This is a genomic window from Streptomyces sp. Ru62 (assembly GCF_002920615.1).
Taxonomy (GTDB): domain Bacteria; phylum Actinomycetota; class Actinomycetes; order Streptomycetales; family Streptomycetaceae; genus Streptomyces.
This window is the reverse complement of sequence record NZ_PQSU01000006.1, coordinates 1-13,956: the sequence shown is the minus strand read 5'-3', so window position 1 is coordinate 13,956 and position 13,956 is coordinate 1. Positions and strand designations below refer to the sequence as shown.

The window sequence follows — 13,956 nt, the reverse complement described above, 5'->3', positions numbered from 1 at the left end:
CTAAGAGCACGTGTTGATCGGCGGAGCGCCGTGACCGACGTCACGGACCATTTGCTTCCGTCTCTTCGCGCCCACCGGCCCCGAGTCCTCCCTGGGGAGTCTCCCTCGACGTCAGGCGCCGGCCTTGCGTGGCGTACTTGTCAACATCAACCACCCACGGGGCCGGGACTTCGGGTTCGGGCAATGCATCGAGCAGTCGCAACACGGCGCTGCGGCTGATGCACACTCCGAAGGCCCGTGCCCTCCGGGCGCCGGCCCGGCCGGCGAGGGCGAGATCCACCGCGGCGAGAGTCGACCGCAACCGCTTCGTCCACCTGCTGTGCCGTCGGGTCGGTCCCGGCATCTGCTCAGCGAACGTCCGCCGAGCGCACGAGGACTCCGGGCAGAAGAACCGCCGGACTCGCAGTCGGAGGACCACCAGTCGTCCCCTGCTCGGCACATCCGCGGGAAACCGCAGGTGAGAGTCGTGGACCCGGGTCGACTCGCTCCCACACTCCGGGCTGCCGCCCTGGCTGCCGTACTGCGCACGTCGATGCGTATCATCTCGTGGCTCACGTCAAGCGACAGCACCGACATGTCCGCAATGGACGGTAATAGCAGGCCTCCAGAGTCGGCGGCGTCTCTTCTCTTCCACGACGCTGCACTGTCGACCACACCGAGTCGGCCCTGGTCATTTTCAGGAAATTTCCCGGAGCCTGATCGGAGCACCAGTCGTCACTCAGCGTGCGCGCATCACGGAAGCGAGCCTGAACCCGATCTCGTGACAAAGCCACCCTGGTGTTGCAGCGCCTCGTGGGGGCCGCCCCTGCCGCCTGGACTGCCGATGTCCCCCAGGCTCCTGCCGCCCTGGTCCGGCCGGAGCTTGGCGCGTTCTGCTTCGCCGCGGCCGCGAGTGCCGCAAAGTGCCTGGCGCGCATCACCTTCCGTTGTTGAACGGCGCGGCCAGATGCCCCGTCCGCCGCCGGCTCTTGCTCGCCCTCCTCCGGCGCCTCGCCCGGGCGCGACGGCTCACCGCCCGCTGATCGTGTGCCCGAAGCCCGGACAGGACCTTGATTCCTGCTCGCGCCGGAGATGCGCGACCCTCGGCCTGTTGAGGTCGCCCAGCGGGCGGCGGCAGGGACGGTGGAGTCGCTGAAGGGATCCGGTTGGGAACGTGGCGTGCCCGCCCAGGTGAGCCCCCTTGCGATCACGTCTGTCCCCGGGTGCCCTCCATCGGGTGGGGGGCATTCTGTGGTTACGGCGCCTCCGCGGCCTGGGCCGCCCAGTCAAGTCCGAGTGCGGCGAGCCGCTGCAGCTGTTCGACGGTGTCTTCCTGGCCGTCGAGTGTGATCGTTTCGATGTGGGTACGGTTGATGACGGCGGGGTGTCGCCACGCGATTTCGTCCAGGACCCCACAACTGGACCGGGGACAGCGGGCTCGTCATAGAACTCCCGGGCCCGCTGCGCCGAGCCGTGACGGGGCGGCTGCAGCCGTGGTGGCATGTGACCGCACCTGGGCCTGAAGTGTCCGATTGGTCACCTATGGAAGCTTCGGTGGCCCAGACGCGAGATCGGGATGCGGGTGCTGCACGGTTGCCAGGCCACCAGCCATCTGGCCACCGACTCCCGCCGATCGGCGGGGTGCTGCGGACACCTGCCGGGTGGTTGAAGCGGCGATCTTCTCAGCAACCTGGAAACATGGGAGAGGTCTCACTTCGGGGCCACGTCATCCACGTCACCGGCCTCGAACGACCTTCTTACGCCTATGTCCACGACCAGTTTGCTTCTCGCCCCCCGCCACCCTGGACCTCCGCAGCGTGGTCTGGTGGCTGCCGCGCACGCTGGTCGGCCGGCCGGCGAACGGACGGGACCTGTTCAGTGGAGCAGCCAACACAACTCCTGGACACGTTCCGTCACTGCCCGAACTCCCGCCGTGCTGAGCCTGAGAACGACGGCATACAGCGCCCACTGAACGCGGACCTGACAGGAGGCGATGGGAAGATGCGCTCCGAAACCCCAGCCGCCGAGACACGTGACCGAGCGGCCGGTACCGAAGGACAGCTGGCCGATGTCCTGGCCGGGGTCTTGGGTATCGAGCGGGTACCGGTGGAGGGCGACTTCTTCCGCGAGCTCGGCGCCGACTCCATGGTGATGGCCCAATTCTGTGCCCGCGTACGCAAACGCGACGACCTTCCGACTGTGTCGATGAAGGACATCTACCAGCACCCCTCGATCCGGGGCCTGGCCGCCGCCTTCACCGACAGCGCCCCGGCACGGGCACCCGCCACCACCGGCGGCACGGCCGACTCCCCGACCGAAGCGCCCGCCGCCGACACCGAAGGGCAATTGGCCGACATCCTCGCCGGCGTCCTGCGCACCGAGCACGTACCCGTGGACGGCGACTTCTTCTCCGAGCTCGGCGCCGACTCCATGGTGATGGCCCAATTCTGCGCCCGCGTACGCAAACGCGACGACCTTCCGACTGTGTCGATGAAGGACATCTACCGGCATTCGACCGTGCGATCCCTGGCCGCCGCGTTCCCGCGCTCCGCGGGGAATATCCGGTCACCGGCAGCCGCGCCGACACCCACGCGAACTTCCTCGCCCGTCCCGGCGGGGAGCGACCTCGCCTCCGAAGAAGTCCCCCGACCTGCGTCAGGCCCGCGGCAGCACGCGCTCTGCGGGACCGCACAGCTCCTGGCCTTCCTCTTGTTCTCCGCACTCGGCGCCACGATCACCGTCCTCGGCTACGAGTGGACCGTGGAGGGCACGGGCACGGTCGGCGTCTATCTGCGGGCGGTCCTCTGCAGTGCGGTGCTCTTCCTCGGTGGCTGCGCGCTGCCCATCGCCGCCAAGTGGATGCTCGTCGGCCGCTTCACCCCGCGCAGGATCCCCATATGGAGCGCCGCCTACTTCCGCTTCTGGTGCGTGAAGTCCCTCATCCGCGCAAGTCCGGTGCGTCTGTTCACCGGGTCACCGCTCTACGCGCTGTACCTCAGGGCGCTCGGCGCGCACATCGGGAAAGGCGTCACCATCCTGACCCGCACCGTACCCGTCTGCACCGACCTGCTGTCCGTCGGGGACGGCACGGTCGTCCGCAAGGACGCGCTGATCGCCTGCTACCGGGCGGAGGGCGGCTGGATCGAGACGGGGCACGTCGTGCTCGGCAGGAACGCGACGGTCAGTGAGCAGGCCGTCATCGACATCGGGGCGTCGATGGGCGACGACTCCCAGCTGGGCCATGCCTCTTCTCTGCACTCCGGGCAGACGATCCCGGCCGGTCAGTCATGGCACGGCACGCCGGCGCAGCCGACGACCACGGACTTCCGCGCCGTCGAGCCCGCCGCGTGCAGCGCCCGCCGCAGGGTGCTCTACAGCCTGTCGCAGTTGCTCGGCCTGGTGCTGGTGTACCTGCCTTTGACGCTGGCCGGTGTGAGCCTCGTGCTGACAGCGGTGCCCCGGCTGAACGCGGTGTTCACGCCGGGACCGCTGGCCTTCACCCATCCCGCGTTCTACGTCGAGGCGCTCGTCGCGTCACTGGTGGCCTTCTTCGGCGGCATCGTGGCGGCCCTGCTTCTGGTGAGCACCCTTCCCCGGCTGCTCAGCCTCGCGATCGAGCCCGGCAGAACGTACCCGCTCTACGGCATCCACCACAGCCTCCAGCGCGCGATCACACGGCTGACCAACGTGAAGTTCTTCACCACGTTGTTCGGTGACAGTTCCGCGATCGTGCACTACCTGCAAGGCGTCGGCTACGACCTGTGCCGGGTCCAGCAGACCGGATCGAACTTCGGCTCGCTCGTCAAGCACGACATCCCCCAGCTGAGCACGGTCGGCAGAGGCACGATGATCGCCGACGGACTGTCCATCATCAACGTCGACTTCTCCAGCTCGTCCTTCCGGCTCAACCCCACCTTCATCGGGCCGAACAACTTCCTCGGCAACCGCATCGTCTACCCCCCACGCGGCCGGACCGGTGAGAACTGCCTGCTGGCGACGAAGGTCATGGTCCCCATCGACGGGCCGGAGCGCGAAGGCGTGGGACTGCTCGGCTCCCCCTGTTTCGAGATCCCCCGCTCGGTGATGCGAGACACCCGCTTCGACCATCTGGCACACGGTGACGAGCTGCGCCGCCGCCTCGCCGCCAAGAACAGGCACAACACGCTCACCGCGAGCATGTACCTGCTGGTGCGCTGGTTCCACTTCTTCGTTCTCACCTTGATCACCATGGCCGCGGTCGAGCTCTACCACAGCATCGGCGTGGCGTCGTTCGTGCTCGCTTCTCTGCTCACCTGGGTGTTCACCGTCGTGTACTTCACGGTCGTCGAGCGGACCGTGATACACATCCAGCCGGTGAAGCCGCTGTACTGCTCGATCTACGACCCCGACTTCTGGCGGCACGAACGCTTCTGGAAGCTCTCGTCCCACCACTACATGCACGCCTTCAACGGCACACCGTTCAAGCCCATGGTCTGGCGCCTCCTCGGTGTACGGATGGGCCGCCGGGTCTTCGACGACGGCTGCATCATCACCGAACGTACCCTGGTCCACATCGGAGACGACTGCATCCTCAACGCCAACTCCGTCATCCAATGTCACTCGCAGGAGGACGGTGCCTTCAAGTGCGATCGCGTGTCGATCGGTGGGGGCGTGACCCTGGGCGTGAACACCCTGGTCCACTACGGCACCAGGATCGGCGACCGGGCACGGCTCGACGCCGACACTTTCCTGATGAAGGGTGAGGAAGTACCGCCTCTGGCACGGTGGGAGGGGAATCCGGCCCGGGAAGCAGTTGCGGTCGACAAGGGGTGAACATGAAGCCCCCCGGCCGGCGTCTACTGCTTGCCGGGTGCCGTGTGGCACCGGCCGACGACTCGTCCCCCATCCAGGGAAGTCCAACGGCCGGCGTGGTTCCACGTGTGTTCCGGTCAGCAGAACGGCCGGCGGGGTCCGTGCCGAGTCGACGGGTGCGTGCGGACGGGCCTCACGGTCAGGCGCTCAGACGTGGTGGTGCCGCGTGATGTTCCGGGCCTTGCGGGCCGCCTTCTCCTCCGTGGCGGCGAGGGCGCCGCCTCTCACTCCGAACAGCCCCTGGCGAAGGAACACGGCAAGGCCGTGCGCGGCGTCGGCGACGCGCAGCAACAGGACGAACGCTTCGTCGGGATCCGGCGCCAGCCAGCGGGCCACGGGCAGCAGCAGTCCATCACCTCGTCGCCGGCCAACGCGAGCTCGGCGAACCTGGACTTGTCGAGGCCCGCGTAGAAAACAGCGCAGCCCCGAAGAACGGGTCTCGCCGCTGAGCACTTCCTGCCGGACGGTCACGTCCGGATGGCTCTCCGCGCGTCCGGCGGCGACCGCCTGGCCCAGCAGGCGCTCCGGGCTTTCCACGCCCGTGCCGGCCGGTGCGTGGTCCGGCAGCCACGCGTGCACGGCGACGAGCTCGGCTCCCCGCAACTCCGCCTCGGCGAAGGCGAATTCGACCGCCTTCTCGCCCTCGGGGGAGCCGTCGACGGCCAGCACGACGGGCCCGGAGCAGTCCGGCTCCTCGCGGACCACCAGCACCGGACAGCGGCTGTGGGCGGCCAGGGACACCGCCGTCGAGCCCAGCAGCATGCCGACGAAGCCCCCGATGCCCCGGCGGCCGACGACCACGAGGTCCGCGGCGCGTGACTCGGCCACCAGCACCGACACCGCACCGCCGATCATCACGGCTTCGCCGACCTTCACCCCGGGCGCCACACGCCGGGCGTCCTGTGCGGCGTCGTGCGCCAGTGTGTTGAGCGGGGACGTGTCCAGCGGTGCGTACATGGGCCCGACCGGCCAGCTGAAGGCGTGCACCACACGCAGCTCCGCACCACGCCGCTCCGCCTCCCGAGCGGCCTGAACCACCGCCGCATGGCTCGACGACGAGCCGTCCACCCCTACGACGACCATGCTGCCCACAGCGCCTCCTCACACACGTCGGTACCGCTGGGCCATGGCGAGCCGAGCCGTCAGGTGGGCTCCTCGCGGCTGTCTGCTGAAGGCGATGGGCTGCTGCTTGTGGCCGGGCTCAAGGTGCGCCGCTCGCACGGCGTAGGACGCCCTCCGGTTGCTCTTGCTCGTGATCGTCACCAGGGCGGCGGGCAGTCCACCGGTCCCGTTCCGGGGCAGGCTCTCGGACACGGCGTTGCCGCGGCCCTGGACGTTCTTGAGCGCACTCTCGGCGGCGGTGCCGGCCCGGGCGGCCTCGGTGTCGACGGATGCCTCGAATCCCAGGGCCCGGGCACCCGCGGAGGATGCCGCTACCGAGGCTGGCGCGCGAGCGGAGGCGATCGCGGAAGCCGCAGAAGAGGTCGGCGCCGACCGTGGCATGCCGGAAATGTGCTGACCGCCACCGCCGTGACCTGCCAGGGCGAGCGTCCCGACGGCGCAGCCACGTGGCATCGCGAGGGCTCGGTGACCGAAGCGACGGGAGCTGCCGGGGAACCATGGGGACATGTGCCATCCTTTGCGCCTTACACGGCCGAGCACACTCATCTTCCGCCCCGAGATCGCGACCGGAGAGTCGACCGTGGCCATTCGGAGGGCTTGACCAGGGGGACGAGCAAGTCGACCGGGCGATCCCGCTGGGGCGCAGGGGAGCGCTCGCGGCCTACCGGGACGCCACCGAGTTCAAGTTGATGTACGGCTGGGATACGCGGTGTACCGAGACCTCGTCGGCTGGACGTCACCGACTTCTACCGCGACCCCAGGGCCGGCCCAGGAGCTGGGCAACTTCGGTTCGCTGCACGTGCGTTCCGGTGAAGGGACCAAGGGGTCGCCGCCGCGCCGGCGCACGACGCTCAGCGTCATGCCCTGGGCCGTGGAAGCGGTCGAGGACTACGTCATCAACGCCCGGCCCCGCTACACGGCGGCCACGAGCGATCGGCGCTGTGGCTGACCGAACGAGGCGGGCGCCTTCAAGCCCGTGAGGCCGAAGAACGGTTCGGTGCGCGGACCCCTTCACCCCGCCTGACGACGGCGCGGTCTACCGCGGCAAGTCCACCGGCCCGTACGTCCATCGCACGCTGAGGGGCATCGGCCACAAGGTCCCGCAGGAGGCTCCCGAGGCGTTCACCCGGGCGGTCCTGGAAGCCGACCGCATGTGCCACCGTACGACCAGGTCTCACGCCGCTGAAGGCCGTGGCGCCGTCAGGCGGTCGTTGCGGCGGCCGCGAGCATGTCGAGGGAGGTCTGCCACAGGCGGGCCGCGTTCTGAGGGTCCACGGCGTGGGCGGCCACTCCCCGGCGCACACCGGGCCAGTGCGGGCCGGCCTCGTTGCAGTCCTCGAAGTACCGGCCGGTCACGCCCTCGACCAACGGGGAGGCCGCGAGGAGCACGGAGGTTGCCGCACCCTGCTCGATGGTCTTCCAGGACACGTCGGTGCTGGTGGGGTCGAAGGAGGCCGGGCCGTTGGAGATGTCCCCGATGTGGCGGCCGAGCCGAGTGCTGGTGATGCGGCCCGGGTTGAGGGCGTTGACGGCGATCAGGTCGGACGCCCAGCGGCGGGCCGCCTCGACCGCGAACAGGACGTTGGCGGTCTTGGACTGGCTGTAGGCCGCCCACGGGTCGTAGGGGTGCTGCTTGAAGTTGATGTCGTCGAAGAGGACGTCGCCGTTGACGTGGCCGACCGAGCTGACGGCGACCACGCGTGCGCCGTGGGCTGCTGTCAGGGCGCCGTGCAGGCCGGTCGCGAGGGCGAAGTGGCCGAGGTGGTTGGTGGCGAACTGCATTTCCCAGCCCTCCTTCGTCCACTGGAGCGGTGACGCCATCACGCCGGCGTTGAGGACCAGGATGTGCAGCGGCCCCCGCCATGCCTCCACGAAGGCGCGCACCGAGGTCTGGTCGGCGAGGTCGAGCATTGCGGCGCGCACCGTTCCGGGGCCACTCGCCGGGGCGATCTGCTCGGCGGCCTGTTCGCCCGCCGCCAGGTCACGGACGCCGATGGTCACCTCGGCGCCGGCGGCGGCCAGGGCACGCGCGGTCTCGCGCCCGATGCCGGAGCCTGCTCCGGTGACGATGGCACGTCGGCCACTGAGGTCGATACCGGCCGCACCTCGGCGGCGGTCGTCTGTGCGCCGAACGGGGTCGTGATGAGGTTGTCGTTCATGCGGCTCTTCCAGAAGGTCAGTGGTATGGGGCGCTGAGTGCACGGGCGATGGCGCGGAGGCAGGGGGACGTCGTAGGCTCGGATCCGGAACTGGTTCCGGTTCGGTTCGAGAGTAAGCGGAACCGGTTCCGGTTGCAAGTGTGCCAGGAAGGGAGTCGGGAATGACCGGCCGCGAGGGGGACGCAGCACGGCCCCGCAGGGCCCTGCGCGCCGACGCGCAGCGCAACGAGGACCGGCTGCTGGAAGCAGCAGCGGTCGCCTTCGCCCGGGAGGGCGCGGGCGCCTCGGTCAAGGACATCGCCCGTGCGGCCGGCGTCGGTGTCGGCACGCTCTACCGCCGGTTCCCGTCCAAGGAACTGTTGATCGAGGCGGTCTACCGACAGGAGGTGCAGCGCCTGTGCGAGGCGGCACCGCACCTCACGGCCGCACAGCCACCGGTGGACGCGCTGCGGACCTGGATGGAGCGCTTCATCGACTTCATGGCCGCCAAGCAGGGCATGGCCGACGCGCTGTCCGTGGTGTTGACCGACGACAGCGAGAAGCTGCACACCCGGGCTTTGCTCGCCGACGCCATCACACACCTGCTCACCGCCCTGGAGGGCCAGGCAGTGGCGCGGCCAGGTGTCGATCCCCAGGACGTTCTGATGGCCCTCGGCGGGATCAGCCTCATGGCCGCCAGCGAGGAGCGGCGCGACCTGGCCACCAGACTCATCGACCTGCTTCTGCACGGCATCGTGACGAACTGATGAGCTCGTCCTCCGGCGAGGCGGGCTGCCGACGGCGTTCATACGCGGGAGGTGGGATCTCCCGCTTCGCTGCATAGGCTGTGACCTGCGGCTTCTCGCGGTGCCTCACGCTGCTTCATCTGCGGTTGCTTCGGCGCTCGGTGCAGGCCCGCCAGGTTCGGCGGCACGGGTGTGGTTCCTCCCGTGCCGCGCGGCGCCCTCGTGATGTCAGGCGGCGTGCTTCACGTGGCGGACCAGCCACATCAGCAGGGCGTCCAGGTCGGTGGCGGCCGAGAGGACCCGGTCGACCGCCTCGGGGGTGTGCAGCCACTCCTCGCAGCCGAGGGATCGGGCGGCTGTCAGCGAGCGGTGGCGGAGCAGGTTCGTACGGGTGTGGTTCGTCGGATAGCCGCGTGGGGGGCGTTTCATCAGGTCCCCGGAGATGTCGTAGCCCTTCTTCCGCACGTCCTCGACGATGGCGGACAGTTCGCGGCCGCTCCCCTCGGAGGCCACCGCTCTGCGGAACATGTCCACCTGGCCGGGGTCGGGGTACCACCAGGCGCCCTGGACCCGCAGGCCCTCCAGGGAGAACCGGAGACCGATCTCGATCTTGCGGCCGAGCCGGATCACCGCGCTCTGGTTCTGCCACCACCAGGAGTCGGTGCGGTAGTGCCAGACGGAGAAGTCCTCGTATCGGGGGTCGGTGTCCGCGACCGCGTTGAGCAGGGCGATCATCGGCTGCCGGACCAGGCGTTCGCGGTCCGCGCGACAGCGCTCGCGGGTCGCGTGGGTCGGTTCGCCCTGGAGCTGCCACAACACGTCCATGGCCTGCTCCGGCCAACCGGTGAACTGTCCACGCATGCGGGCAGGTTAGCTCACCCACGATCCGCGCGCGGAGAGTGAGACGGGTGGGGAGCCGTGATCCCGGACAAGGCGGGAGGTGCTGCGGCGGGGCTCGTCGGCCGGTCGAGAGTGCAGTCGATGTGAAGTCGGTGTCGATGATGTGGTCGGCGACGCCGTCGGACAGGACGTGGAGCTGGTGGTCGCGGTCGGCCGCGTCGATGACGGTGGACAGGACGACGCCGCTGGTGCTGATGCCACAGACGACCAGAGTGGTGATGCCGCGCTCGCCAACTGTTGGTCGAATTCGGTGGTGGACACGCGGCTGTAGCGGAGCTTGCGCACGATGATGTCGCCGCCCTGGGGAGCCAGACGCTCGTGGATGGCGGTGGCAGGGTCCGCGTGGTGCAGGACGCGGTGTTGGGCCAGCGGGGCGAAGGACTTGTTGATGGCCGGGATCGCCTCCCCGTCGGCGTCCGTGAAGCCGACGCGTACGTAGGCGATGGTGCCGCCGTTTGCGCGAACGTGGGCGATAGCCCCTTCCACGCGACCGAGCAGCGCGTTGTGGTCCCCGCCCTCTGGCAAAGCGGCCAGGATCGCGGGCTGGTAGTCCATGACGAGAAGTGCTGTGTGCACGGGGTCAAGAACAGGAGCAGTGCTCACGTGAGTGTTCTCCTTGCTGGTGGTGTGCGACCGATCGAGGCGGACGCCTCGGCGGTCGTCTGCGGCCTGCGGCCTTCAGCGGCACGTCGCGGTGTGTCATGAGTGGCCACGAGCCAGTTCCGGCTCGTGCTGCGGCATCTGGTCGCGTCGGGGAAGCAGGAGCGGGGTGGCCAGAATGAGCAGTCCCGCGACTGTGAGAGCGGTGCGGGGGCTGGTGACGTCGGCGAGCAGCCCGGCGAGTGCGGTGAGGACGGCGATGGACGCCTGCTGGCCGATCGACCAGGCCGACAGGGTGCGGGCCACGAGATGCTTGGGGGTGTGTTCGAGCCGGTAGGTGGCGAGCACCGGGCTGTACAGGCTCATGTTGATGATGATGGCCAGCTCGACGGCCATCACAGTGACGAGACCGACGACGCCGGGACGGACGAAGGCCAGGCCGATCAGCCAGATGGCGCGCAGGGTGCCGACGGTCCGGAAGACCGCGTGCTGGCCGTAGCGGACCACGACACGGCGGGCCAGCCGGGAGCCGATGAGTCCGCCGACACAGGGCGCGGCGAAGGCGAGGCCGTACTGCCAGGGCGGGAACGCGAGCTGGCGAAGCAGGAGCACGGCCAGCAGCGGCTCGGTGGCCATGATCAGACCGCCGACGAGCATGTTGTTGAGGTAGAGCGCCCGCAGACCAGGGTGCCCCATGAGGTGTCGCCAGCCGTCGAGCAGTGCGCCCGCCCGGACCGGGCTCTTGCCGGTCGTTCGCGGTGCTTCTTCCTGGCCGCGGATCGCGGTGATGCCCAACGCGGAGAGCAGGTAGCTGAGCGCGTCGGCCACCACGGTAGTGACCGGCCCGAACAGGCCGATCGCCGCCCCGCCCAGCGGTGGCCCCACCGCGATGGAGCTCCAGTTCGTGGACTCGAACCGCGCGTTGGCGACGAGCAGGTCATCCGGTCGCACGAGGGCCTTGAGACAGGCGCCGCCGGCCGCGTTGAAGGCGATCTTGGCTGCGGCGACCACGGCCGAGACGACGAGCAGTTGGACGAAACTGAGCCACCCGAAGGCGTAGGCGACGGGGATCGTCGCCATGGCCGCGAACCGGGCCAAGTCCATCATGATCATGACCGGGCGCTTGCGCCGGAATTCCACCCAGGGCGCGAGGGGCACCGCGATCAGCGCACCCACCGCAGGCCCCACCGCGGACAGCGCGGACACCTCCGCGGGTCCGGCACGCAGCACCAGCACGGCGATCAGCGGCAACGCCCCGAACCCCAGCCCGGACCCGTACGCACTCACCGCATATGACGCCCACAGCCAACCGAACTGCCGGCCCAACCGTCTCCTGCCCACCATGCTCAGCGCCCTCCCCTTGATGGCTCCACCCGGACAAACTGACGTTGACCGATGAGAGACAAGCGGGCAGGACAACAGCACGTCAAACAACCGACCTGCCGACAATCCACAACTACTGGTTGTTCACTAAGGTGGGTCGGCGTGGATCTCGAAGCAGTACGCACCTTCGTCGCCGCCGCGGAAGCGGGCCAGTTCCAGAAAGCCGCCGCCGACCTGTCGATCACCCAGCAGGCCGTCTCCAAACGCGTGGCCGCGCTGGAGCGCACCCTCGGCGTACGGTTGTTCACCCGTGCCCCCCGCGGCGCCGAACTCACCATCGACGGTCAGGCGTTCCTGCCCCATGCACGCGAGCTGCTGCGTGTCGCCGAGCGTGCGGGCGCGTCCGTGCACCCCGGCCGCCGACCGCTGCGCGTCGACGTGATCGCGTCGCGCAGCGCGCAGTCGGGCCTGATGCGCGGCTTCCACCGTGCGCACCCCGGGATCGATCTCGACGTGGTGATGCTCTTCGACGTCGAGACGGCCGTCGCCGCCCTCCGCTCCGGCACGATCGACGCGTCCTTCCGTGCCGTCGCCGCGCCGGGCCGGCCCCTCCCCGAGGCCATCGAGTCCGTCCGGGTGCTCGACGAACCGCTCCAGCTCCTCACCGGTCCCGGCCACGCGCTGGCGGGCGCCCGGTCGGTACCCCTCGCCGAGCTCGCCGGGCACCGGATCTGGATGCCCGGCATCGTCGCCGGTACCGAGTGGGCCGCCTACTACGACGACCTCGTCGCCGAGTTCGGCCTCACCATCGAGGCGACCGGCCCCAACTTCGGCTCCGACGCGCTCCTCGACACCATCGCCGACACCCCTGCCCTGGCCACCTTCATGGGCGAGCACACCCGCCTCATCTGGCCCGCCGACCACGGCCTGCGCCGCATCCCGGTGACCGACCCGACGCCCGTCTACCCGCACTCACTCCTCTGGCACCGCGACAACCCCCACCCGGCGCTGGCCACCCTCCGCACCCACCTCGCCGCCACAGCGGCCAGCTACGACGCCGCCGGGACGTGGAGGCCGCGCTGGGTGATTCCGCGCTGAACGACGGCGCGCCTTCGATCACCGCGGCCGGAACGACGGACGGTGGTTCAGGGGCGGACGTGGCCACCGGCACACTCCTGATCTCCCCTGCATGCCTCCGCACCGCGAGTTGCAGCGACATCGCCCGCCTGGTCGAAAACCCGCCCCCCACCGCCAGAACGCCATGCTCCGCGGCCCCCGCCACCCGTCCATCCAAGTGTGAAGCCGCGTCGTCGGCAGACAGCACATCGTCTTCACGCCGCAGCGGGAAGGGGCCGCCGGGCGAGGTCACCGCCTCGTCCGCGGAGACGCCGAGCATGGGCAGGAGCATCTCGGCCATCTGCGCGGCTGCATGGTCCCGGTCGGCCTCGGGCTGATGGAACGAGAGCTGCAGGAGCGCCGGCAGGCTGCCGTTCAGCGCGGTCAGGACGATCATCGGGCCGACCACGGTGAAGCGGCCAGAAGTCATGCCCTGCTCCACGTCGTCCCGCGTCCATCGGGCCGGCCGCTATCGTGCCCCTGCGCCGGGCCTCATGACCGACCAGGGCACGGATGTGCGGTGCCGTCCGCTTCCACCTGTTGCTCGGCTCCGGCGGCTGACCGGGGCAGCACGGGTGGTGACACTGCGAGGAGGGGGCGCGGGAGAAGTCCGGTCGCCGGCTCGGTGAGTACCGGGAGTATGCCTGACGCTCGCCTCGGCGCCCTCGAGCTGGGCGCGGTTGCTCGACTGCCTGACACTGCTGCGTCCTGAGGACGTGCTGTTCGTCGGTGTCCACTGCCCGTTGGACGAGCTTGCCCGCCGCGAGCTGGCCAGGGGCGACCGCCCGCCCGGGCCTCGCGGCGCACCAGTACGACCTGGTCCACGGCCACGGTGACTACGACCTGGAGTGCGACACCGGCGCGGCAAGCCCACGTGAATGCGCGCAGCGGATCAAGGAGTTTCTCCCGCACCGCCCCAGCCCGACCGCCTTCACCCGCCTCCGCCGACGCCACCCGACTGACAACCGGGAACCGCTGACGGCATCCACGGCTGGAGTGCTGAAGACGTCGCCCGGCTCGGTGCGTCTTGGTGGCATGTAAAGACCATCCGCTTGCCTACGTCGCCGCCGCGCCGGACGGGAGTGCCTGAGCGGATGCGACCGGGTGTCAGCCCGTCGAAGCCCGCTGCCCGAGGTTGCCTGGAAGGCAACTTTGATCACGATTGGGTCAATGTCGCTCAC

General features: G+C 69.6%; 9 protein-coding genes and 4 pseudogenes. 5 read left to right on the top strand and 8 right to left on the bottom strand.

Annotated features, from left to right (window positions below):
• Nucleotides 1-40: 40 nt before the first annotated feature.
• Nucleotides 41-439 (bottom strand): hypothetical protein, encoded by a 399-nt coding sequence (locus tag C3492_RS44525; RefSeq protein WP_103811333.1) that lies wholly within the window; start codon nucleotides 437-439, stop codon nucleotides 41-43.
• Nucleotides 440-1,980: 1,541 nt separating this feature from the next.
• Between C3492_RS44525 and C3492_RS09715 the strand changes: the two genes are divergently transcribed.
• Nucleotides 1,981-4,791 carry a Pls/PosA family non-ribosomal peptide synthetase gene (locus tag C3492_RS09715; protein ID WP_103811332.1) on the top strand — a complete coding sequence of 937 codons (2,811 nt, stop codon included), beginning with the start codon at nucleotides 1,981-1,983 and terminating at the stop codon, nucleotides 4,789-4,791.
• A 186-nt stretch (nucleotides 4,792-4,977) separates the two neighbouring features.
• Here the strand turns inward: C3492_RS09715 and C3492_RS09710 are convergent, their stop codons facing one another.
• Both C3492_RS09710 and C3492_RS09705 read right to left on the bottom strand, forming a co-directional pair.
• A complete protein-coding gene (locus tag C3492_RS09710) occupies nucleotides 4,978-5,913 on the bottom strand; it encodes a universal stress protein (RefSeq protein WP_258055618.1) in 936 nt (311 codons plus the stop codon).
• An 18-nt stretch (nucleotides 5,914-5,931) separates the two neighbouring features.
• Nucleotides 5,932-6,333 (bottom strand): hypothetical protein, encoded by a 402-nt coding sequence (locus C3492_RS09705; protein WP_181140290.1) that lies wholly within the window; start codon nucleotides 6,331-6,333, stop codon nucleotides 5,932-5,934.
• A gap of 328 nt (nucleotides 6,334-6,661) precedes the next feature.
• Between C3492_RS09705 and C3492_RS45510 the strand changes: the two genes are divergently transcribed.
• Nucleotides 6,662-6,901 carry a hypothetical protein gene (locus tag C3492_RS45510; RefSeq protein WP_258055581.1) on the top strand — a complete coding sequence of 80 codons (240 nt, stop codon included), beginning with the start codon at nucleotides 6,662-6,664 and terminating at the stop codon, nucleotides 6,899-6,901.
• Nucleotides 6,902-7,152: 251 nt separating this feature from the next.
• On the opposite strand, the pseudogene C3492_RS44520 reads toward C3492_RS45510, so the two are convergent.
• Nucleotides 7,153-8,111: pseudogene (locus tag C3492_RS44520) on the bottom strand (SDR family NAD(P)-dependent oxidoreductase).
• A 161-nt stretch (nucleotides 8,112-8,272) separates the two neighbouring features.
• Here C3492_RS44520 and C3492_RS09685 point away from each other — a divergent pair.
• Nucleotides 8,273-8,857, top strand: a complete 585-nt coding sequence (locus C3492_RS09685; protein ID WP_103811331.1) for a TetR/AcrR family transcriptional regulator — start codon at nucleotides 8,273-8,275, stop codon at nucleotides 8,855-8,857.
• 207 nt (nucleotides 8,858-9,064) lie between these two features.
• Here C3492_RS09685 and C3492_RS09680 read toward each other — a convergent pair whose 3' ends face one another.
• The 3 genes and pseudogenes from C3492_RS09680 to C3492_RS09670 form a co-directional block, all read right to left on the bottom strand.
• Nucleotides 9,065-9,697, bottom strand: coding sequence for a DUF2461 domain-containing protein (locus C3492_RS09680; RefSeq protein ID WP_258055580.1), 633 nt, complete (start codon nucleotides 9,695-9,697; stop codon nucleotides 9,065-9,067).
• Nucleotides 9,698-9,899: 202 nt separating this feature from the next.
• Nucleotides 9,900-10,291 (bottom strand): annotated as a pseudogene (locus C3492_RS09675) (cysteine hydrolase family protein); the annotation flags it as partial.
• A 144-nt stretch (nucleotides 10,292-10,435) separates the two neighbouring features.
• Nucleotides 10,436-11,680 (bottom strand): MFS transporter, encoded by a 1,245-nt coding sequence (locus C3492_RS09670; protein ID WP_103811329.1) that lies wholly within the window; start codon nucleotides 11,678-11,680, stop codon nucleotides 10,436-10,438.
• 141 nt (nucleotides 11,681-11,821) lie between these two features.
• Between C3492_RS09670 and C3492_RS09665 the strand changes: the two genes are divergently transcribed.
• Nucleotides 11,822-12,757 carry a LysR family transcriptional regulator gene (locus tag C3492_RS09665; protein WP_103811328.1) on the top strand — a complete coding sequence of 312 codons (936 nt, stop codon included), beginning with the start codon at nucleotides 11,822-11,824 and terminating at the stop codon, nucleotides 12,755-12,757.
• A gap of 331 nt (nucleotides 12,758-13,088) precedes the next feature.
• Here the strand turns inward: C3492_RS09665 and C3492_RS46845 are convergent.
• Nucleotides 13,089-13,172: pseudogene (locus tag C3492_RS46845) on the bottom strand (hypothetical protein); the annotation flags it as partial.
• 280 nt (nucleotides 13,173-13,452) lie between these two features.
• Here C3492_RS46845 and C3492_RS09660 point away from each other — a divergent pair.
• Nucleotides 13,453-13,816 (top strand): annotated as a pseudogene (locus tag C3492_RS09660) (hypothetical protein); the annotation flags it as partial.
• Nucleotides 13,817-13,956 lie beyond the last annotated feature (140 nt).

What these genes read in the sequence shown, in the direction of transcription:
- C3492_RS09670 (WP_103811329.1), bottom strand. Translation starts at nt 11,680, where the DNA reads ATGGTGGGCAGGAGACGGTTGGGCCGGCAGTTCGGTTGGCTGTGGGCG.
- C3492_RS09715 (WP_103811332.1), top strand. Translation starts at nt 1,981, where the DNA reads ATGCGCTCCGAAACCCCAGCCGCCGAGACACGTGACCGAGCGGCCGGT.
- C3492_RS09710 (WP_258055618.1), bottom strand. Translation starts at nt 5,913, where the DNA reads ATGGTCGTCGTAGGGGTGGACGGCTCGTCGTCGAGCCATGCGGCGGTG.
- C3492_RS09680 (WP_258055580.1), bottom strand. Translation starts at nt 9,697, where the DNA reads ATGCGTGGACAGTTCACCGGTTGGCCGGAGCAGGCCATGGACGTGTTG.
- C3492_RS09685 (WP_103811331.1), top strand. Translation starts at nt 8,273, where the DNA reads ATGACCGGCCGCGAGGGGGACGCAGCACGGCCCCGCAGGGCCCTGCGC.
- C3492_RS09705 (WP_181140290.1), bottom strand. Translation starts at nt 6,333, where the DNA reads ATGCCACGGTCGGCGCCGACCTCTTCTGCGGCTTCCGCGATCGCCTCC.